This is a genomic window from Methylobacterium sp. FW102-HT35C08, assembly GCF_058790235.1.
In genome coordinates this window covers 2,320,985-2,340,848 of record NZ_JBYTCL010000002.1, presented here as the reverse complement: position 1 = coordinate 2,340,848, position 19,864 = coordinate 2,320,985, and the positions used below count along the sequence as shown (strand labels likewise).

At 70.7% G+C, this 19,864-nt stretch carries 18 protein-coding genes; 14 read left to right on the top strand and 4 right to left on the bottom strand.

Going from position 1 to position 19,864, the window contains the following annotated elements; all coding sequences use genetic code 11:
• Nucleotides 1-47 precede the first annotated feature (47 nt).
• The gene (locus AC3WSN_RS11090) at nucleotides 48-938 is read left to right on the top strand and encodes an NAD(P)-dependent oxidoreductase (protein WP_373622899.1); all 891 of its coding nucleotides are present in this window, start codon (nucleotides 48-50) and stop codon (nucleotides 936-938) included.
• A 97-nt stretch (nucleotides 939-1,035) separates the two neighbouring features.
• Entirely contained in the window at nucleotides 1,036-2,754 is a 1,719-nt protein-coding gene (locus tag AC3WSN_RS11085; protein WP_192710531.1) for a methyl-accepting chemotaxis protein, read from the top strand.
• Between the two features lie 12 nt (nucleotides 2,755-2,766).
• Here AC3WSN_RS11085 and AC3WSN_RS11080 read toward each other — a convergent pair whose 3' ends face one another.
• A complete protein-coding gene (locus tag AC3WSN_RS11080; RefSeq protein ID WP_492537985.1) occupies nucleotides 2,767-3,630 on the bottom strand; it encodes a S49 family peptidase in 864 nt (287 codons plus the stop codon).
• A 249-nt stretch (nucleotides 3,631-3,879) separates the two neighbouring features.
• Between AC3WSN_RS11080 and AC3WSN_RS11075 the strand changes: the two genes are divergently transcribed.
• The 6 genes from AC3WSN_RS11075 (at nucleotide 3,880) to AC3WSN_RS11050 (ending at nucleotide 9,354) form a co-directional block, all read left to right on the top strand.
• Entirely contained in the window at nucleotides 3,880-4,227 is a 348-nt protein-coding gene (locus AC3WSN_RS11075) for a hypothetical protein (RefSeq protein WP_192710533.1), read from the top strand.
• Between the two features lie 213 nt (nucleotides 4,228-4,440).
• Nucleotides 4,441-7,173 carry a DNA gyrase subunit A gene (gene gyrA / locus AC3WSN_RS11070; protein WP_192710534.1) on the top strand — a complete coding sequence of 911 codons (2,733 nt, stop codon included), beginning with the start codon at nucleotides 4,441-4,443 and terminating at the stop codon, nucleotides 7,171-7,173.
• Nucleotides 7,174-7,244: 71 nt separating this feature from the next.
• A complete protein-coding gene (gene coaD, locus AC3WSN_RS11065; protein WP_192710535.1) occupies nucleotides 7,245-7,748 on the top strand; it encodes a pantetheine-phosphate adenylyltransferase in 504 nt (167 codons plus the stop codon).
• 15 nt (nucleotides 7,749-7,763) lie between these two features.
• Nucleotides 7,764-8,312 (top strand): peptidylprolyl isomerase, encoded by a 549-nt coding sequence (locus AC3WSN_RS11060; RefSeq protein ID WP_492537983.1) that lies wholly within the window; start codon nucleotides 7,764-7,766, stop codon nucleotides 8,310-8,312.
• A gap of 7 nt (nucleotides 8,313-8,319) precedes the next feature.
• Nucleotides 8,320-8,817 carry a UCP034077 family protein gene (locus tag AC3WSN_RS11055; protein WP_492537981.1) on the top strand — a complete coding sequence of 166 codons (498 nt, stop codon included), beginning with the start codon at nucleotides 8,320-8,322 and terminating at the stop codon, nucleotides 8,815-8,817.
• A 78-nt stretch (nucleotides 8,818-8,895) separates the two neighbouring features.
• Nucleotides 8,896-9,354, top strand: a complete 459-nt coding sequence (locus AC3WSN_RS11050) for a peptidylprolyl isomerase (protein ID WP_091715579.1) — start codon at nucleotides 8,896-8,898, stop codon at nucleotides 9,352-9,354.
• A 153-nt stretch (nucleotides 9,355-9,507) separates the two neighbouring features.
• Here AC3WSN_RS11050 and mobA read toward each other — a convergent pair whose 3' ends face one another.
• The 3 genes from mobA to AC3WSN_RS11035 all read right to left on the bottom strand — a co-directional run bounded on the left by mobA (nucleotide 9,508) and on the right by AC3WSN_RS11035 (nucleotide 11,692).
• Nucleotides 9,508-10,122: a molybdenum cofactor guanylyltransferase MobA gene (gene mobA, locus AC3WSN_RS11045; protein WP_492537979.1), complete on the bottom strand. Its 615-nt coding sequence runs from the start codon at nucleotides 10,120-10,122 to the stop codon at nucleotides 9,508-9,510.
• Nucleotides 10,123-10,126: 4 nt separating this feature from the next.
• Nucleotides 10,127-11,275, bottom strand: coding sequence for an Mrp/NBP35 family ATP-binding protein (locus AC3WSN_RS11040; protein WP_492537977.1), 1,149 nt, complete (start codon nucleotides 11,273-11,275; stop codon nucleotides 10,127-10,129).
• 153 nt (nucleotides 11,276-11,428) lie between these two features.
• Nucleotides 11,429-11,692, bottom strand: coding sequence for a hypothetical protein (locus AC3WSN_RS11035; protein ID WP_192710599.1), 264 nt, complete (start codon nucleotides 11,690-11,692; stop codon nucleotides 11,429-11,431).
• Between the two features lie 147 nt (nucleotides 11,693-11,839).
• On the opposite strand from AC3WSN_RS11035, the gene AC3WSN_RS11030 reads away from it, so the two are divergent.
• The 6 genes from AC3WSN_RS11030 (at nucleotide 11,840) to AC3WSN_RS11005 (ending at nucleotide 19,853) form a co-directional block, all read left to right on the top strand.
• Nucleotides 11,840-12,343, top strand: coding sequence for a pyridoxamine 5'-phosphate oxidase family protein (locus tag AC3WSN_RS11030; protein WP_024830124.1), 504 nt, complete (start codon nucleotides 11,840-11,842; stop codon nucleotides 12,341-12,343).
• A gap of 386 nt (nucleotides 12,344-12,729) precedes the next feature.
• A complete protein-coding gene (gene pncB / locus AC3WSN_RS11025; protein WP_492537974.1) occupies nucleotides 12,730-14,022 on the top strand; it encodes a nicotinate phosphoribosyltransferase in 1,293 nt (430 codons plus the stop codon).
• Nucleotides 14,023-14,134: 112 nt separating this feature from the next.
• On the top strand, nucleotides 14,135-15,589 hold the full coding sequence (locus tag AC3WSN_RS11020) for an MmgE/PrpD family protein (RefSeq protein ID WP_492537972.1): 1,455 nt from the start codon (nucleotides 14,135-14,137) through the stop codon (nucleotides 15,587-15,589).
• Between the two features lie 112 nt (nucleotides 15,590-15,701).
• Nucleotides 15,702-17,753, top strand: a complete 2,052-nt coding sequence (locus AC3WSN_RS11015; RefSeq protein WP_492537970.1) for an AI-2E family transporter — start codon at nucleotides 15,702-15,704, stop codon at nucleotides 17,751-17,753.
• Between the two features lie 95 nt (nucleotides 17,754-17,848).
• Nucleotides 17,849-18,637 carry a histidinol-phosphatase gene (hisN, locus tag AC3WSN_RS11010; protein ID WP_492537969.1) on the top strand — a complete coding sequence of 263 codons (789 nt, stop codon included), beginning with the start codon at nucleotides 17,849-17,851 and terminating at the stop codon, nucleotides 18,635-18,637.
• A 64-nt stretch (nucleotides 18,638-18,701) separates the two neighbouring features.
• Entirely contained in the window at nucleotides 18,702-19,853 is a 1,152-nt protein-coding gene (locus AC3WSN_RS11005; protein WP_492537967.1) for a hypothetical protein, read from the top strand.
• Nucleotides 19,854-19,864 lie beyond the last annotated feature (11 nt).

Sequence of the window (19,864 nt, the reverse complement as noted above, 5' to 3'; positions counted from 1 at the left end):
GGCGCCGTTGACCCCCGGTGCGGGTTTCCCAGGTTGGCGAGCGACACATCAGCGTCGAGGAGCACGGCATGGACGTCGGATTTATCGGAATGGGGCGGATGGGCCGGGCGATGGCCGCAAGCCTGGCGCGGGCGGGCCACACGGTCCGAGCCTGGAACCGGACGCCGGAGGGCGCCCGCGGGATCGACGGGGTCACCCCGGTGGCGAGCGCCGCGGAGGCTTTCGCCGGAGAGGCGGTGATCACGATGCTGGCCGACGATGCGGCGCTGGAGGCCGTGATCGTCGCCGGCGGCCTGCTCGACCGGGCCGAGCGCCCGGGTCTGCATATCGGCATGAGCACGGTCTCGGTGGCCCTGGCCCGGCAGCTCGCCGCCGTGCACGGGCGGGCGGGCGTCCCCTACATCTCCGCCCCGGTCTTCGGACGGCCGGACGTGGCGGAAGCCGGCAAGCTCAATATCGTGGCAGCGGGCGAGGCGGCCCTCCTCGACCGGGCGGCGCCCTTGCTGGACGCCATGGGCGCCAAGACCTGGCGCTTCGGCGCGGAGCCTGTGCGGGCCAATGCCGTCAAGCTCGCCGGCAACTTCATGCTGATCTCGGCCATCGAGGCGATGGCCGAGGCCTGCGCCCTCACGCAGGGCCACGGCGTCGCCGGCGCCGACTTCCTCGACCTGATGACCAACACGCTGTTCGCCTCGCCGGTCTACAAGGGCTACGGCGCCTCGATCGCCCAGAACCGCTACGAACCACCGGGCTTCGGCCTCAAGCTCGGCGCCAAGGACGTGCGGCTGGCTCTCCAGGCCGGGGAGGGCGCGGGCGTGCCGATGCCGTTCGCCAGCGTTCTGCGCGACAACCTGATCGAGGCGATCAGCCACGGCGACGGCGAGAAGGATCTCGCGGCCCTGGCCCGCGTCTCTGCACGACGTGCAGGGCAGAGTTGAGGATGGACGCCAACCGTCGCGTTTTCGACGAAGATTAACTTTCCTTTTAACCTCACGAAAGAGTGTCCGTGTGAGCTATAAGCACGGATACAAGTAGATGCGCACATATTCCTACTCGCTACGCAAGGCGACCTTGTCCACGAAGGTCATCATGCTGGCGATGCTCGCGGTGACACTCACCGCGGGCGCCATCTGGATTACCGTGTCGCGCCAGACATGGTCGCAGATGGAGGAGCGGCAGCACAGCAACGGCGAGCGCAACCTGCGAACTCTGGCCCTCGTCCTGGCCGCGCGCGTCGAGGGCGCCAAGGCCGACCTCGCCGGCACCCGCGTCGTCAAGGTTGCGACGCCGAGCCTGTCGGGCTTCGCCGATGCCGGCGTGGTGGACGACGCCGTCGCCTATTCCGGCGGCTTGGCCACGGTGTTCAGCTACGAGCCCGCCACCGACAGCTTCGTGCGGCGTCAGACCACCGTGCGCCGGGACGACGGCGCGCGCGCGGTCGGTACCGCGCTCGCCGCCGACAGCCCGGCGCAGGCCGCCGTGCGCGCCGGTCAGACCTACGAAGGGCCGGCGGTGCTGTTCGGGCGGCGCTACTACACGGTCTATCAACCGACGGTCGACGCCGCCGGAAAGGTCAACGGCATCCTGTTCGTCGGGCTGCCGATCGAGATGTATTTCGACGCCCATGCCCGGACGATGACGAGCCTCAGCGTCGCCGCCCTGATCATCGCGGTGCTGGCCTGCGCCCTCGTCGGGCTGGCGGCCGCGCGCCTGTTCCGGCCCTTCTCGGCGATCTCCACCCGGATCGAGGCTCTGGCGGCCGGCGACCTCGAATCCCCGATTCCCCATGCGAGCCGCGGCGATGAGATCGGCACGGTGGCCCGCGCCCTGGAGGTGCTGCGCACCGCCGGCCTGCGGACACGGGAACTGGAAGGCCTGCAGAGTGCGGGCGCGGCCGACGAGACGCGGCGGCGGGCCGCCCTCGACCGCGCCATCGCGGCATTCCGCGGGCAGGTCGTCGTTCTGAAGGGCGCCCTGACCGCCAGCACCGGCGCGATGCGCGACCGGGCCGGCGAGATGGCGGCCAGTTCCGCCGAGGCGGAGGTTGCCGTCGCCGAGACCGAGCGCGGCTCCCACGAGACTTCGGCCAGCGTCCAGACCGTGGCGAGCGCCGCCGAGGAACTCTCTGCCTCGATCGGCGAGATCGGCACCCAGCTCGACCAGGCCGAGGCTCTGGTCGCCACGGCCGCCGCGGAGTCGGACGCCATGAACACCGAGATCGGCGAGCTTGCCGAGGCCGCGGGGCGCATCGGCGACGTGGTCGGTCTCATCCGCCAGATCGCCGAGCAGACCAACCTGCTGGCGCTCAACGCCACCATCGAGTCGGCGCGGGCCGGCGCGGCCGGCAAGGGCTTCGCCGTGGTGGCCTCGGAGGTGAAGGCGCTCGCCGCGCAGACCGCGCGGGCAACCGAGGAGATCAGCGGGCAGATCGCCGGCGTGCAAACCTCGACGACGGCGGCCGTGGCGGCGATCGGCCGGATGGGCGAGCGGATGCGGGCGGTCAGCGCCACCACGGGCGGCATCGCCGCGGCGGTCTCGGCGCAGGGCGCGGCAACCGCCGAGATCTCTCGCAACGTCGCCGAGACGGCCGGGGCCACCGAGGCCATCGCCAGCGGGCTGACCACGGTGGCCGGCGCCGCCCGGCGCTCGGCGCGCATGGCCGCCACAGTCACCGAAGCGGCTCAGACCGTGGACAGCGTGGCGGCCGACCTGGAAGGCGAGATCGAGCGCTTCCTGGGGCAGGTCGCCGCCTGAGAGCCCGGCCTCTCAGAGCCCGAAGCGGGCGAAGGCCGCACGCTCCTCGAGGGCGGCCATCGCCCCCTCCGCGAGCCCGCTCCCGATGCCGCCCGGGGCACCGCCGCGGCGCAGCAGGCGGGACAGGAGGCCGCCGCGCGCCTCGGCCACGAGGCGCAGATCGACCTTGTCGCCGTAGCGCGCCCGCATCGCGGTGCGCACGTCGCCGAGGGCATCGACCAAGCCGAGACCGAGCGCCTGCCGCCCGGTCCAGACCGCGCCGGTGAACAGGTTCTCGGTCTGCGACAGGGTCGGGCGGCGGGCCGTGACCAGGCTCGTGAACAGGTCCTGGACGTCGGCCTGGATGCGCTTCAAACGCTCCACGTCAGTCGGATCCTCGGGGCGGAACGGGTCGAGCATCGACTTCGCCTCGCCCTGCGTGTGCACCCGGCGCTCGACGCCGAGCTTCTCGAGCAGGCCGTGGAAGCCGAACCCCGCCGAGACGACCCCGATCGAGCCGACGATCGAGGTCGGGTCGGCGACGATCTCGTCGGCCGCGCAGGCGATCATGTAGCCGCCGGAGGCCGCGACATCCTCCACGAAGGCGATGACCGGCAGCCGTTTCTCGTCGGCCAGGGCCCGGATGCGGCGGTGGATCAGGTGCGACTGAGCCGGCGAGCCGCCGGGCGAGTTGATCACGATCGCCACCGCCTTGGCCCCGGGCATCCCGAAGGCCCGCTCCAGGCTGCCGGCCACGCCTCCGATCGAGAGCCCCGGGCGGATCGGCGAGACCGCTCCGATCGTCCCGGACAGGCGGACCACGGCGACCCGCGGGCGTCGTTCCCGGAAGCGGCGCGGCAGGAAGGCACGGAGTGTGTCGGGAAACGCGAGCGGCATGGGGATCGGACACAGACTCGTCGAAGGGCCCGGCCGGAAGCGGCACGGTGCGGCCTTCCGAAACTGGGCCTTCCGCCGCCGCACGCAAGGGCGACACGTGGGCCGGGCCGGACCGGGCCGGGCCGGCCATCTGCGCAGTCACGACGGATCGAACCGTTTGCCGACCTTGGCGGTTTCTGGCGACGGCGCGAGCCTCGTGCCGGCCCGGATCCGCTGGACTCGGCCGGGCGCTCACATGGGAGAGAAACGATGCGACCCTGGCCTATTCTGGTCCTTCTCGCCGCGCTGCTCGGCGGCTTGGCGAGCGCGCCGGCCCGCGCGGCGCCCCTGCCGGTCCCGGCGACCGCCGAGGCCGCAGCCCCCGCCCCGGTGATCCAGCAGGCCCGCTGGCACTACCGTCGCCACTGGCACCGCCGCCATCACTGGCACCGTCACTGGCATCACCGCCGCCACTGGCACCATCGCCATCACTGGCGCCGGCACCATTGGCATCGCCATCACGGATACCGCCGCCACTACGGACACCGCCATCACGGCTACCGGCACCACGCGTTCCGCGGCCGCGCCGTGGGTCATCGCCACCTCACGTTCTACTGAGCGGACTGCCCCGCATCCCGGCCCGATCCGGCCGGGACGCGGCCCTGCCGAAGCACCTGTCGACGACCGCGCTGCGACCTTGCGGGCGGCCTCGGAAAACCTTATTTAACCGTCTGATATCACTGCTCTTCCGAGAGGCCGTTCCGGCGCATCGCGCGCCACCCGGGAGCGGTCGTGAGCACCGCCCGTCCGGGCCTCAGAACGGAAATCGACTTGGCCGAGAACGATCCGACTGGCGCAGCCCCGCCCGCCAGCGACATCCGCCCCGTCTCCATCACCGACGAGATGCGCCGCTCCTACCTCGATTACGCGATGAGCGTGATCGTGAGCCGGGCGCTTCCCGACGCCCGGGACGGCCTCAAGCCGGTGCACCGGCGCATCCTCTACTCCGCCTTCGAATCCGGGCACCTGCCCGAGCGGAAATACGTCAAGTCGGCGCGCATCGTCGGCGACGTGATCGGCCTGTACCACCCGCACGGCGACCAATCGATCTACGACGCCCTCGTGCGGATGGCGCAGGACTTCTCCATGCGCCTGATGCTCATCGACGGGCAGGGCAATTTCGGCTCGGTGGACGGCGATCCACCGGCCGCCATGCGCTACACCGAATCGCGGCTGGCCAAGCCCGCGACCGCGCTGCTGACCGACATCGACAAGAACACCGTCGATTTCCAGCCGAACTACGACGAGTCGCGCGAGGAGCCGACCGTCCTGCCGGCCCGGTTCCCGAACCTGCTGGTCAACGGCGCCGGCGGCATCGCGGTCGGCATGGCGACCAACATCCCGCCGCACAATCTGGGCGAGCTGATCGACGCCTGCGTGGCGCTGATCGACGAGCCGGGGCTGACCATCGAGCAGCTCACCGAGATCGTGCCCGGCCCGGACTTCCCGACCGGCGGCATGATCCTCGGCCGCGCCGGCACGCGCCAAGCCTACGCGACGGGCCGTGGCTCCGTGATCATGCGGGCGAAGTCGCATGTCGAGGAGCTGCGCAAGGAGCGCGAGGCGCTGATCTTCACCGAGATCCCCTATCAGGTGAACAAGGCGACGCTGGTCGAGAAGATCGCCGAGCTGGTGAAGGAGAAGCGGGTCGAGGGCATCTCGGACCTGCGCGACGAATCCGACCGCTCCGGCATGCGCATCGTCGTCGAGATCAAGCGCGACGCCATGGCGGACGTGGTCCTGAACCAGCTCTACCGGTTCACGCCGCTGCAATCGTCCTTCGGCTGCAACATGGTGGCCCTGAACGGCGGCCGCCCCGAGCTGATGAACCTGAAGGACCTGCTCCAGGCCTTCGTCGACTTCCGCGAGGAGGTCGTCTCCCGGCGGACCAAGTTCCTCCTCGGCAAGGCCCGCGAGCGCGCCCACGTGTTGTGCGGCCTCGCCATCGCGGTCGCCAACATCGACGAGGTGATCCGGCTGATCCGGACCTCGCCGGACCCGAACTCGGCGCGCGAGGCCCTGATGGCCCGCGACTGGCCGGCCCACGACATCGCGCCGCTGATCGCCCTGGTGGACGACCCGCGCCACCGGGTCGCCGACGATGGCACCTATCGCCTGTCCGAGACCCAGGCCCGCGCCATCCTCGACCTGCGCCTGCAGCGCCTCACGGCTCTCGGCCGCGACGAGGTCGGCGACGAGCTGAAGACGCTGGCCGACGAGATCGCCGACTACCTCGACATCCTGCGCTCGCGCGCCCGCATCCAGGGCATCGTCAAGGGCGAGCTCGCCGAGGTCCGGGACCAGTTCGCCACGCCGCGCCGGACCGAGATCGTCGACTTCGACGGCAGCGTCGAGGACGAGGACCTGATCGCCCGCGAGGACATGGTGGTGACCGTGTCGCACGCCGGCTACGTGAAGCGCGTGCCGCTCTCGACCTACCGGGCCCAGCGCCGCGGCGGCAAGGGCCGCTCCGGCATGGCGACCCGCGACGAGGATTTCGTCACCCGCCTGTTCGTGGCCAACACCCACACGCCGGTGCTGTTCTTCTCCAGCCAGGGTCAGGCCTACAAGGAGAAGGTCTGGCGCCTGCCGATGGCCGCTCCGAACGCCCGCGGCAAGGCGCTGGTCAATATCCTGCAATTGCAGGATACCTCCGAGCGCATCACCACGATCATGCCGCTGCCGGAGGACGAGGCGTCCTGGGAGACGCTCGACGTGATGTTCGCGACCGCGAGCGGCAATGTCCGGCGCAACAAGCTGTCGGACTTCACCACGGTGAACCGCAACGGCAAGATCGCCATGAAGCTCGATCCGGGCGACCACATCGTCCACGTCGAGATCTGCCGTCCGGACCAGAACGTCCTGCTCACCACCGCTCTGGGTCAGTGCATCCGCTTCCCCGTCGAGGACGTGCGCGTGTTCAAGGGCCGCGACTCGACCGGCGTGCGCGGCATCCTGCTCGGGAAGGACGACAAGGTCATCTCGATGACCATCCTAAACGCCTTCGACGCCACCGCGGAGGAGCGGGCCGGTTACCTGAAGATGCGGCGCGCCGTGACCGGCGAGGCCGAGGAGAACGGCGAGGCCGAGGCCGAGGACGGCGCCGAGGCGGCGGCGATCTCGCTGGACCGCTACAACGAGATGGGGGCGGCCGAGCAGTACGTGCTCACCCTGTCGGAGCGGGGCTTCGGCAAGCGCTCCTCGTCGTTCGAGTACCGGACCTCGGGACGCGGCGGAAAGGGCATCACGGCGATGCGGGTCAACGCCCGCAACGGCAGCCTGATCGCGTCCTTCCCGGTGGAGGCCTCGGACCAGATCATGCTGGTCACGAACGGCGGCCAGCTGATCCGCGTGCCGGTGGACGACATCCGCATCGTCGGCCGCGCCTCGCAGGGCGTGACGGTGTTCAACACCGCCAAGGACGAGAAGGTCGTCTCGGTGGAGCACATCGAGGGCGAGGACGAGGGCGCCGAGGCCGGCCCGGAGGGCGGCGACGAGGCGTGAGACGCGCGCCGGACGGGGCGGCTACGGCCTGAGGTTCCGTCCGGCGCGAAAATGCTCTAGGTCGGGCCTCAATGACCCGCACCGCCCTCTATGCCGGCTCGTTCGATCCGGTCACGAACGGCCATCTCGACGTGATCCGCCAAGCCTGCCGGCTGGTGGATCGCCTCGTGATCGCCATCGGTGTGCATCCCGGCAAGGCGCCGTTGTTCTCCGCTGAAGAGCGTGCCGCCCTGCTCACCGAGACCTGCGGGCCGGTGGCGCAGGCCGAAGGCGCGGCGTTGGAGATCGTCACGTTCAGCGATCTCGCCGTCTCGGCTGCCCGGCGCTGCGGCGCCGCGATCTTCATCCGCGGCCTGCGGGACGGCACGGATCTCGATTACGAGATGCAGCTCGCCGGCATGAACGGCGCCATGGCGCCCGAGGTGCAGACCGTGTTCCTGCCCGCCTCGACGCAGGCCCGCCCGATCACCGCGACGCTGGTGCGCCAGATCGCCGGCATGGGGGGCGACGTCTCGCCCTTCGTGCCCGCCGCCGTGGCCGCGCGCCTCCGGCAGCGCTTCGCCGCCCATTCCTGACTTGGAAGGATCCAGATGAACCGACGCCACGCCCTCCTCGCGCTCGCCCTCACGCTCGGCACGGCCCAAACGGCCTGGGCCGCCGACGCCAACACGGTCTATCTCCAGACCAAGGACGGGCGGATCACCATCGAGCTGCGGCCCGACCTCGCGCCCAAGCACGTCAAGCAGATCAAGACGCTGGTCTCCCAGGGCTTCTACAACGGCCTCAAATTCCACCGCGTCATCGACGGCTTCATGGCCCAGACCGGCGACCCGAAGGGCAACGGCACCGGCGGCTCCAGCCTGCCGAACATCCCGGCGGAGTTCTCGCAGTCGGCCCAGTTCCGCCGCGGCACCGTGGGCATGGCCCGCTCGCAGGATCCGAACTCGGCGAATTCCCAGTTCTTCATCTGCCTCGCCGACGCACCGAACCTGAATGGCCAGTACACGATCGTCGGCAACGTCACGGACGGGCTCGACGTCCTCGACAAGATCAAGAAGGCCTCGCCCGGTGCACCCGGCGGCACGGTTCAGGACCCCGACAAGATCGTCAGCATGACACTCGCCGAGAAGGCCAAGTAGCGGCCGCATGCCGGGCCGGCGCGCCGCCTCGATCCTGCTGCTGAGCCTGATCCCGGCGGCCGCGGCGGCCTATGACGGCAGCCCGTTCTACGGCTACGCCTTCGAGCCCGGCGGCGCTTATCCCTTGAGCCTGCCGCAGACCCTGCGGGCGACGATCGCAGTGCCGGTTCCCCGGATGGCGACCAAGCCCGCCGACACCCTGGCCGAGCTCTATCCGGCGCTCGCCGCCTGCTGGCAGGCGCCGACGGGTCTCGGGGCGCCGAGCGCGGGGTCCGACGACATCGAGATCACCCTCAGGCTGTCGCTGCGCCGCGATGGCAGCCTGATCGGGCCGCCGCGTGTCACCTACGCGGCGGGCGTCTCCGGGCCTCAACGGACCACCCTGGTCCGCGGGACCCTCGACGCCCTGGCGCGCTGCACTCCGGCCCACATCACGCCGGGCCTGGGCCGGGCGATCGCAGGCCGGCCGGTGGCGCTCCGCTTCGTCTACCGCCCGCCGGCCTGAGCGCCGGCGACCCCGTCACGGGCGCTGGCCGGATCCGGCGCGCGCCGATACAGTTCCCTCAACCGGAAGGACAGACCTATGGCTGACAACGAAACGATCGTGCTGGAGACCACCAAGGGCCGCGTCGTGATCGCGCTGCGCCCCGACCTGGCGCCGGGCCATGTCGAGCGGATCAAGACCCTCGCCGCCCAGGGCTTCTATGACGGCGTGCCGTTCCACCGGGTGATCGACGGCTTCATGGCCCAGACCGGCGACCCGACCGGCACCGGCTCGGGCGGCTCGGACCTGCCGGACCTGAAGGCCGAGTTCAACGCCGAGCCGCACGTGCGCGGCACCTGCTCGATGGCGCGGACGAACTTCCCGCACTCGGCGAACTCGCAGTTCTTCATCTGCTTCGACGACGCCCGCTTCCTCGACAAGCAGTACACGGTGTGGGGCAAGGTCGTGGAAGGCATGGACGTGGTCGACACGATCAACAAGGGCGAGCCGCCGCGCTCGCCGGACAAGATCGTGAAGGCGACCGTCGCGGAAGCCTGAGCTCGGATTAAGCCTGACGTCTGAAGCCATCTCTCGATGGCTTCGGCTCCGCCGTCCTTGCGAGCGGAGCGAAGCAATTCAGTCGGCACGCGGCTTCCTCAGTCGCGCTGCCCTGGGTCACTTCTCTTCGCTCGTGATGACGGCGGAACCGCATCACCCTCGGTCCAGGGCTTCCGCCGCCGCCAGATCCGCCGGCGTGTTGATGTTGAGGAATGGATCCACCGGCTCCGCCGGCCAGGACGCCACTGCCGCTCCGTGGCGCGCGATGAAGGCGCCGACCCGCCGCTCGCCCCGTTCGAGATAATCCCGGAGCCCATCGCGCAGCGCCGTCGGCCAGAGCGCGATCGTGTAATGCTGCCGCGCCCCTGAGGCCGCGAGGGCAATACCCGCCTCTGATCCCGCAGCCTCAAGCCGCGCCACCAGATTGCCCGGCAGGAACGGCGCGTCGCCCGACACGCTCACCACCCGGGTAACACCCTGCGCGGCGGCGTGCTCCAGCCCGGCGAGGATGCCGGCCAGCGGACCCGGCTGGTCCGGCAGCGGATCCGGCAGGACCGGTCCGGGGAACCCGGAAAACCGCGCCGGGTCGCCATTGGCGCTCAGCGCCAATCCCGCCCCGCATTGCGGCCCCAGCCGCTCGACCACCCGTTCCAGCAGGGTCCGCCCGCCGAGCCGCAGCAGCGGCTTGTCGCCGCCGCCCATCCGCCGCGCCTGCCCGCCGGCCAGGATCAGGCCCAAGACCGGCGGAGGGACAGGCGGCGGCGCCACGGCCTCACTCGAAGACGATCTTCGGCGCCGTCCGCCCCGCCGGCGCGCCGGACAGGTTCGCCCAGAGCTGGGCGGCGATGTCCCGATAGACCTTGGCGTGCGGCCCATCCGGATCGGTCGCGACCACCGGCCGGCCCGCATCCGAGGTCTCGCGGATGGTCATGTTCAGCGGCACCTCGCCGAGGAACGGCACGCCGAGCCTCTGCGCCTCGTTCAGCGCGCCACCATGCCCGAAGATGTGCGAGGCGTGGCCGCAATTCGGGCAGACGAAGGTCGCCATGTTCTCGATCACGCCGAGGATCGGCACCGCGACCTTCTTGAACATGGTCACACCGCGCCGCGCGTCGATCAGCGCGAGGTCCTGCGGGGTCGAGACGATCACGGCGCCGGACAGCGGCGTCGCCTGCGCCATGGTGAGCTGCGCGTCGCCGGTGCCGGGCGGCATGTCGACCAGGAGCACGTCGAGCTCGCCCCAGAGCACGTCGCGCAGCATCTGGGTGATCGCCGACTGAACCATCGGGCCGCGCCAGATCATGGCGGTCTCGGGCTCGATCAGGAAGCCGATCGACATGACCTTGAGCCCGTAGCCGACCATCGGCTCCATGGCCTTGTTGTCGACGACGTTGGGCTTGCCCGAGAGGCCGAACAGCTTCGGAACGGACGGGCCGTATATGTCGGCGTCGAGGAGGCCGACCTTCAGCCCCTGCGCCTGGAGCGCCAGGGCGAGGTTGCAGGCGGTGGTCGACTTGCCGACGCCGCCCTTGCCGGAGGCGACCGCCACGATGTGGCGCACGCCCGCGATCTGCGGACCCTGGTTCGGCGGTGCGCCGGGCCGCGGCGGCGCCACCGGCGGCGGCGTCACGGGCCGCGGGGCGGCGCTGCTCTGGGCCGGGTGGCTCTGGTTCCGCTCCGAGGTGAGGCTCGCGAACACGCCCGAGACGCCCGGCATCTGCAGGACCCGGCCCTCCGCCTGCCGCCGCACCGGCTCGAACCGCTCGGCCTCGCTCGGATCGACGAGGATCGAGAACATCACCCGGTTGTTCGGATCGACCACGACCTGGGAGAGCCGTCCCGAGCCGGGCAGGGTGGTGCCGGCAGCATCGACGGTGACGTCGGCGAGCGCCTTCAGCACGTCGTCGCGGGTGATCGCCAAGATGTCCTCCAGCGGGGCAAGCAGGTATGCCAGTGCATGTAACCGAGCGGGCCGAGAACACCAGACCCCGGGCCCGCAATCCGCGTCGGCGCTGGCGGCCTGCGTCCCCGTGGCCGTCTCGTCCCCGTGGCCGTCCCGGCCGAGCGGGTCGCGTCAGTGCGGGCGGGCGATGAGGTTGCATTCCTCCATGGGTCCGCGCACCGCGGTCCCGTCGCCGCGCCGATAGACCCCGTGGCGCAGGCGCCGACAGCCGAGCGGGCCGCGCAGGCGCTCCACGCGCTGGATATGGACGCTGCCGTAGCGCCGGTTCGAGACGTCATGGCCGCCGATGCGCACGCCCGGGCCGAAGCGCACCTCGGCGGCGGCCGGCAGCAGGCAGGGGCCGAGGGCGACCAGCGCCGCCGCTGCGCGGCTCATCACCCGAGCCCGATTCATCCGAACCTCCGTCCTCGCGCGGACAAGCTGAACCAACGGGAGACTGATCCGTTGTCGGGGCAGCCTTCGGCCAGGGGCCCTCTCTGGAGACCCGGCCGGGACCAAAACGACGCGTAGGAGACCATTTTCATGCATCAGGGCAACCACCGCGACCACGAGGGCGCGAAGAAGCTGTTCGAGCTCATCAAGGACGTGAAGATCGCCATGATGACCACCGTCGATTCCGACGGCACGCTCAACAGCCGCCCGATGTGGAACAACGACGCCGACGAGAACGGCGACCTGTGGTTCTTCACCAAGCTGCACTCGCCCAAGACGGCCGAGATCAGCAAGGACAACCAGATCAACCTCGCCTATTCCGACCCGTCGAGCCAGAACTACGTCTCGGTGGCCGGCAAGGCCGAGATCGTCCGCGACCAGTCGATCATCGACGCGAAGTGGAATGAGAGCCTGAAGACCTGGTTCCCGAACGGCAAGGACGACCCTGAGGTCGCGCTGATCCGTGTCCACCCGGAGAAGGGTGAGTACTGGGACAGCCCGAACAGCACGATGCTCCACCTCTACGGCTACGTGAAGGCCTCGCTCACCGGCGAGAGCCCGAAGACCGAGACCAAGAAGGTCGACCTCGCCTGAGCGTCCGAAGCTGACGCACAGCGATGCCGGAAGCGGTTTTCCGGTCTCTGACGTCGGGTCACTGAGCGCATGCTCATGGCCGGCGTCTTTGAATGTCGCCCCCGTCATTCCGGGACTGCGGAGCAGGGCCCGGAATCCAGAACCGCACGGCGTGCTAAATCGGGCGCTGTCGGCGGATCTGGATTGCCCGCCTCCGGCGTGCCCCTCAGGGTCCGGGCTCGCCTGCGGCGCCGCGGAATGGCGGCCGGGAAGCTCTGCAGCCAGGGCGCGAATAGCCTGACCCTGTGAAGCCGAGTTCCAGGTCCGGATGGCCGCCCGTCTCCTTGACGGGGCCGCGCTCGGCATGCGCTCTGCGTGAAAGAAGCGCGCGGTCGAGTTCCGAGAGCATGCTGGATCTGGCGAAGCGAGTCTACGACCACAGCTTCCGCATCGACCCGATCGTGCGGTCGCTGCTCGATACCGATTTCTACAAGCTCCTGATGGCGCAGACGATCCTGCGCCGGCACCCCGACATCCAGACCACTTTCGGGATCACCAACCGCACGCGGCGCATCCGGATCGCCGACGAGGTCGATGCCGGGCTGCTGCGCGAGCAGCTGGACCACGCCCGCACGCTCCGCCTCAGCAAGGGCGAGGTCACGTGGCTGCGCGGCAATGTGTTCCGCGGCCAGGGGCGCATTCTCGGCCCCGAATTCGTCACGTGGTTCGAGAACTTCCGGCTGCCCGACTACGAACTGGCTGTCCATGACGGGCAGTACGAGCTGACCTTCCACGGACCGTGGATCGAGACCACCATGTGGGAGGTCCCGGCGCTCGCGATCCTCAACGAATTGCGGGCGCGCGCCGTGCTGCGGGGCCTCGGCAAGCTCGACCTGCAGGTGCTCTACGCCCGCGCCATGACCCGAGTCTGGGAGAAGATCCAGCGGCTGCAGAAGCTGCCCGACCTGTCGGTGGCCGATTTCGGCACGCGCCGCCGCCACGGCTTTCTGTGGCAGGATTGGTGCGTGCAGGCCATGGCGGAGGGCCTCGGCGCCGCGTTCCTCGGCACCTCGAACTGCCTGATCGCGGCCCGGCAGGAGGTCGAGCCGGTGGGCACGAACGCCCACGAATTGCCGATGGTCTACGCAGCGCTCGCCGAGGACGACGCGGCGCTCGCCCGCGCCCCCTACGCGGTGCTGTCCGACTGGCAGGAGGATTACGGCGGCAACCTGCTGGTGATCCTGCCCGACACCTACGGCACCACCGGTTTCCTGGCGAACGCCCCCGACTGGGTGAGCGACTGGACCGGGATCCGCATCGACTCGAAGGACCCGATCGAGGGCGGCGAGGAAGTGATCCACTTCTGGCAGGAACGCGGGCACGATCCGCGGGACAAGCTCGCGATCTTCTCCGACGGGCTCGACATCAACGAGATCGAGCGCATCCACGCGCGGTTCCACGGGCGCATGCGCATCGGCTACGGCTGGGGCACGCTGCTGACCAACGACTTTCGCGGGCTCCTGCCGGACGGCAAGCTCGATCCGGTCTCCATCGTCTGCAAGGTTACGGAGGCGGATGGGCGCCCGACCGTGAAGCTCTCCGACAATCCCACCAAGGCGCAGGGACCGTCTGACGAGGTCGCCCGGTATCGTCGGGTGTTCGGTGTGGGCGAACAGGAGATACTGCCCGTGGTGGTGTGAAGGGGTGTCAGACCCGGCAGGGTGAAACACGGAGGCTGACGGCCAGCGACTGAATTCATTATCATGCGCGGCAATCGGAGCCGCCGCGGGCGGCCCTGTCCGGGAGAACGCCATGTCGATGAATCGCCGCTCGCTCATCGGGGCCGCGGGCCTCGCCCTTACGGCTCCGGCCCTGCAGGGCGCGCAGGCGGCCGAGGCCGCGAAGCCGGCCGCGAAGGCGCCCCCACCGCCCGTCACGAAGATCCTCGCGCAGTGGATCCTGAGTTCCTCCTACGACACCCTGCCGGAGAACGTCCGCCGCGAGGGCGTGCGCAGCTTCCTCAACTGGGTGGGCGTGGCGATCGGCGGATCGCACCACGAGACCGTGGACGTCGCGGTCTCGGCGCTGCAGCCCTTCTCCGGGCCGCCCCAGGCCGGGCTGTTCGGCCGGACCGAGCGGTTCGACATCATGAACGCCGCCTTCCTCAACGGCGTGTCGAGCCACATCTTCGACTTCGACGACACCCATCTCAAGACGATCATCCACCCGGCCGGCCCGGTCGCCTCGGCGATCCTGGCCTATGCCGAGATGAAGCCCGTTTCGGGCAAGGCCTTCCTCGACGCCCTGGTGGTCGGGATCGAGGCCGAGTGCCGGATCGGCAATGCGGTCTACCCGAACCATTACGACGCGGGCTGGCACATCACCGGCACCTGCGGGCCGTTCGGTGCCGCGGCGGCGGCCGGCAAGCTGATGGGGCTGACCGAGCAGCAGATGGTCTACGCCCTCGGGCTCGCCGCCTCGCAGCCGGTCGGCCTGCGCGAGTCCTTCGGCTCGATGAACAAGAGCTTCAACCCAGGCCGGGCCGCGTCCAACGGCCTGTTCGCCGCGATCCTGGCGTCCAAGGGCTACACCTCGTCCGACGGGATGATCGAGGCCAAGCGCGGCTGGGCCAACACGATCTCCACCAAGCAGGACTGGTCCGAGATCACCGACGGCCTCGGCACCCGCTACGAATCCGCGCTCAACACCTACAAGCCGTTCGCCTGCGGCATCGTCATGCATCCGACGATCGACGCGGCGATCCAGATCCGCGACGAGGACCGGGTCAAGCCGGAAGACATCAAGCGCGTCGACCTCAAGGTTCATCCGCTGGTGCTGGAGCTGACCGGCAAGACCGCCCCGAAGACCGGCCTCGAGGGCAAGTTCAGCATCTACCACGCCGCGGCGGTCGCCTTCGTGGAGGGGGCGGGCGGCGAGAAGCAGTTTAGCGACCGGGCGGTCAACGACCCGCGCGTGGTGGCGCTCCGCCAGAAGGTGGTGCCGGTGATCACGCCCGGCATCGACGCCGCGCAGGTCGACATGACCGTGACCCTCAACGACGGGCGGACCGTCCACCGGCGGATCGAGCACGCCATCGGCAGCGTCGAGAGGCCGATGTCCGATCAACAGCTGGAGGCGAAGTTCGCCGACCTCGCCGCGGGCGTGCTGCCGGAGGCGCAGGCCAAGCGCGTGATGCAGCTGTGCTGGTCGCTCCCGGACCTCAAGGATGCGGGCGACGTGACCCGGGCCGGGGTGCAGGGCGCCTAGCCGGCCGCGGCGGCGGCGGGATCGTTTTCGGGCCCTGTACCGTTCCCATCCGCAAGGCGCCCCGAGACCCCGGCGGGCGCCCGCGCGTGGCGTTCGGGGTGCGGATCACGGTATGGGCACGAGAACCCCGGTCGGGGTCGAGGTGGCGGCGCGACCCGGAACCCCGCCGCGACCGACCCGCGTCGCCGCGGCCGAGACGCCGCGGGCGGCGATGGCCTCGCCGGTCGTGGTCGGGGCCACCATCATCGCGGCCCTGTATTTCGGCCGCGAGATCTTCATCCCGATCGCGATCGCGCTGCTCCTGTCTTTCGTGCTGACGCCGTTGGTGAACCGCCTGCGGCGCCTGCGCCTGCCGCGGCTGGTGGCCGTGGGCCTGGGCGTGTTCCTGACCCTGGGCATCGTGGCGGCCCTCGCGACCCTGATCGGCATCCAGGCGGCCGACCTCGCCGGCGACGTCCCACGCTATCGGACGACCATCGAGCGCAAGGTCGAGGGGCTGCGCGACTCACCCGTCGGCCATCTCACCGCCTATGTGGCCAATATCGGCCGGGCCCTGCATGTCGGCGGCAAGGAGGCGGGCCACGAGCAAGCGCCGCAGGCCGCCGCGCCGCCCGCCGAGCCGGCGCCCGCCCCGGGCCAGGGGCCGGCGGCCCCGAAGCCCGTCCTGGTCGAGATTGCCGCCTCGCAGCCGGGGTCGCTGGAGATGCTCTCGACCGTGCTGTCGCCGGTCATGCATCCGCTCGCCACGGTGGGCATCATCTTCGTGGTGCTGCTCTTCGTGCTGATGCAGCGCGAGGACCTGCGCGACCGCATGATCCGTCTGGCGGGATCGAGCGACCTGCATCGCACCACCGTGGCGATCGACGACGCCGCGCGGCGGCTCAGCCGCTACTTCGTTGTGCAGCTCGCCCTCAACGCCGCCTTCGGCGTCGTGGTCGGTATCGGGCTCTACGTCATCGGCGTGCCGAACCCGGTGCTCTGGGCGATCTTCTCGGCCCTGATGCGTTTCGTGCCCTATCTGGGGGCCGTCGTGTCGGCGCTCCTGCCGATGGCGCTCGCCGCCGCGGTCGATCCCGGCTGGAACATGATGATCGCGGTGGCGATCCTGTTCATCGTCCTGGAGCCGCTGACCGGCCAAGTGTTCGAGCCGATCGTCTACGGGCAATCCACCGGGCTCTCTCCGTTCGCCGTGCTGGTCTCGGCCCTGTTCTGGACCTGGCTGTGGGGCCCCGTCGGCCTGCTCCTGTCGACGCCGCTCACCGTCTGCCTCGTGGTGCTCGGACGCCACGTGGAGCACCTGGAATTCCTCGATGTGCTGTTCGGTGACCGCCCGGCCCTCACGCCCGTGCAGAATTTCTACCAACGGATTCTGGCGGGCGATGCCGAGGAGGTGCTGGGCCATGCCGAGCTGATCCTGCAGCAATGCTCGCTCTCGTCCTACTACGACGATGTGGTCCTCAAGGCCCTCGAACTCGCAGCCCGCGACGCGGCTCGGGGCGTTCTGACGGCGCGCCAGAAGGCGGCGATGCGCACGGCCCTCGGCGAGTTGATCGCGGACCTTTCCGAGCGCAGCGACGCAGTCACCGATGCCGCCGGCGAGACTGCCGAGAGCGCCTGCAGCCCGATGCCGATGGGACCGGCGCCCGATGCTCTGTCCCAGGCCTGGACGCGCCAGGGAGCGGTCCTGTGCGTGTCCGGCCGCGGCTTCCTGGACGAGGCCGCCGCCGCGATCCTCGCCCAGATCCTGGAGAAGCGCGGTCTGGGTGTCCGCACGGTCCCGTTCGCCGAGGCGGCCTCGGCGCGAATCGCGCGCTTCGAGCCGGGGCCGGCCCAGATGGCCTGCGTGGTTTCCCTCGCGCTGGACGGCGAACCGACCCATCTGCGCCGGCTGATTCGCCGCCTGAAAGGCCGGATGCCGGGCGTGCCGATCCTGCTCGGCCTCTGGCTCACGCAGGAGGAGGGGCCGGGTCGGGCGACGGAACAGTCGACCGGTGCCGACGGCCGCGTGGTCTCGTTGCGCGAAGCCGTTGAGGCCGTGCTCGCCGCCGCAGAACGGAAAGCCGAGCCGCAGGCGGACGATCACGCCGGGACGCCCCCACCATCGGATCAAATCGTGGAAGCCGGGGAGGGCACCCCCCGCAAGTCGGCGCGGGCCGATGCATGAGCCGGGGGGCTTGACGGCCGGGGGTGCACCCCGGTTTCGTCACGCATTGTCCGGGCGATCGAACCGACCGCGGACGGAACCAGGGACATGATCCGATGAGCGTCGTCGAACTCGGACGGTTCATGGACGACCTCGCGGACGCGTCCGGCAAGGCGATCCTGCCGTTCTTCCGGGCCCAGTTCGGCCTGGATGACAAGGCCCGCGGAGGCGCCCCCTTCGACCCCGTGACCGAGGCCGACCGGGCCGCCGAGGTCGTGCTCCGGGCGATGATCGGCCAGACCTTCCCGGGCCACGGCATCCTCGGCGAGGAGTTCGGCTCGGAACGCACCGATGCCGAGTGCGTCTGGGTTCTCGATCCAATCGACGGCACCCGGGCCTTCATCGCGGGCTTGCCGACCTGGGGCACCCTGATCGGGCTGACCCGCAACAGCGTGCCGGTGCGCGGGATGATGCATCAGCCCTACCTGGCGGAACGCTTCACCGGGGATGGGCGCAATGCCCGCCTGCGCACGCCCTCGGGCGAGCGGACCCTGCGCGCGCGCCGCTGCGGGGCTCTTGCCCAGGCGATCCTGGCCACCACGGATCCGCGGCTGTTCGCGGCGGGTGAGGAGGCCGAGCGCTTCCGGGCGCTGGAAGGCCAGGTGCGGATGAGCCGGTACGGTGCCGATTGCTACGCCTATTGCATGCTGGCGGCGGGACAGATCGACCTCGTCGTCGAGGCGGGGCTGAAGCCCTACGACATCGTCGCGCTGATCCCGATCGTGGAAGGTGCGGGCGGCCAGGTAACGGCCTGGGACGGGGGCTCCGCCGCGTCGGGCGGCCGGGTCGTGGCTTCGGGCGACCCGCGGCTGCACGAGGCGGCGCTCAAGGTGTTGAATCCGTGAGGGCAGGACCTTTTCCCGCGCCTGAGAAACCGTTTCCCGCGGACCACCGCGGAGGCCTGTCCGCGTGCTGCTGAACGCCCTCGTTCTGCTCACGAGCTTGGTTCCCCGGGCGGAGGCGGGCGCGGAAACCATCCTGCACGCCCTGCCGGTCCCTGTCGTGGCGGCCGCCCCCGCGGAGACGGCGCCGCCGCGCTTCGACCCCGCGACCCGCTCCGTCTCCAACTGGCATGCGCAGACCGGCGCGCAGCTGCTGCCGCGGGCGCTCGCGGTGACGGCCTCCCTGGCGGAGGACCCGCCCTACGTCGCGCGCTGCGTGCGCCTCAACAACGGCTGGTGCATCAAGTCCGCCCGCTGGCCCGGCGAGATCGGCGCCGACGCCGAGGGCCACACCGCCTTCGCTACCCTCGATGACGGGGCCGACGCGGCGGCGAGCCTGCTGCGGCGCTACTATCGCGACTACGGCCGGCACACGGCCCTGGCGATCGTGCGCCGCTGGGCCCCCGCCGAGTGCCGCTCCGTCGCCGCGCCCGCGCGCTCGGGACGTCCGGTGGCGGTCCCCGCGGTCTCGGCCGCGCTCGCGCCCCGGGGGCTCGGACGCACCCTACGGGCTCGGTTCCTCGCCACGCACCGGCCCGGCGGAGCCCCCCGCGGCCGGTCGGCCCTGCGCGTCCAGCCCTGGTCGCCGCTCGCCCGGATGGCCGGCCATGCGGGCCGGCGCCGGGCCCCAGTGCCGCACGTGGCCACGCTCCAGCCGATCCCCGACATCGCCACCGGCCTCACGGCGCCGGCCGACCCGGCCGGACAGACCGCACGCCGACCGGCCCGGGGCGTCGCCGACCCGGCCGCGCTCCTCGACCGGACGACGGATCGCCGGGTGCCGAGCCCCGAGCGGATGGTGGCCGAGTCGGCGCTCCTCCCGGCGATCGCGACCGGGCTGCCGGTCCTCGATCTGCGCCTGCCGGCCCCGCTCTGCACCGGCGACGAGGTGCGGATCCAAGCCTACGCCGCGCGGATCAGCGGCAGCGTCGGGCTGAAGCCCGGCGACGACCTCGACCTGTTCGGGCCGGACGGCGCACCCCGCGCCAATCTCGCACCCGTGATGCTGGCGATGTCGGCGGTGGAACTCGGCACGCTCCGGGCCGGCCCGGATCTCGTCGCGGGGGCGATCGCCCGGTTGCGACCGGTGACGCCGGCCGCCAATAGCGCCGCGCCGTAGCGTCAAGCCTT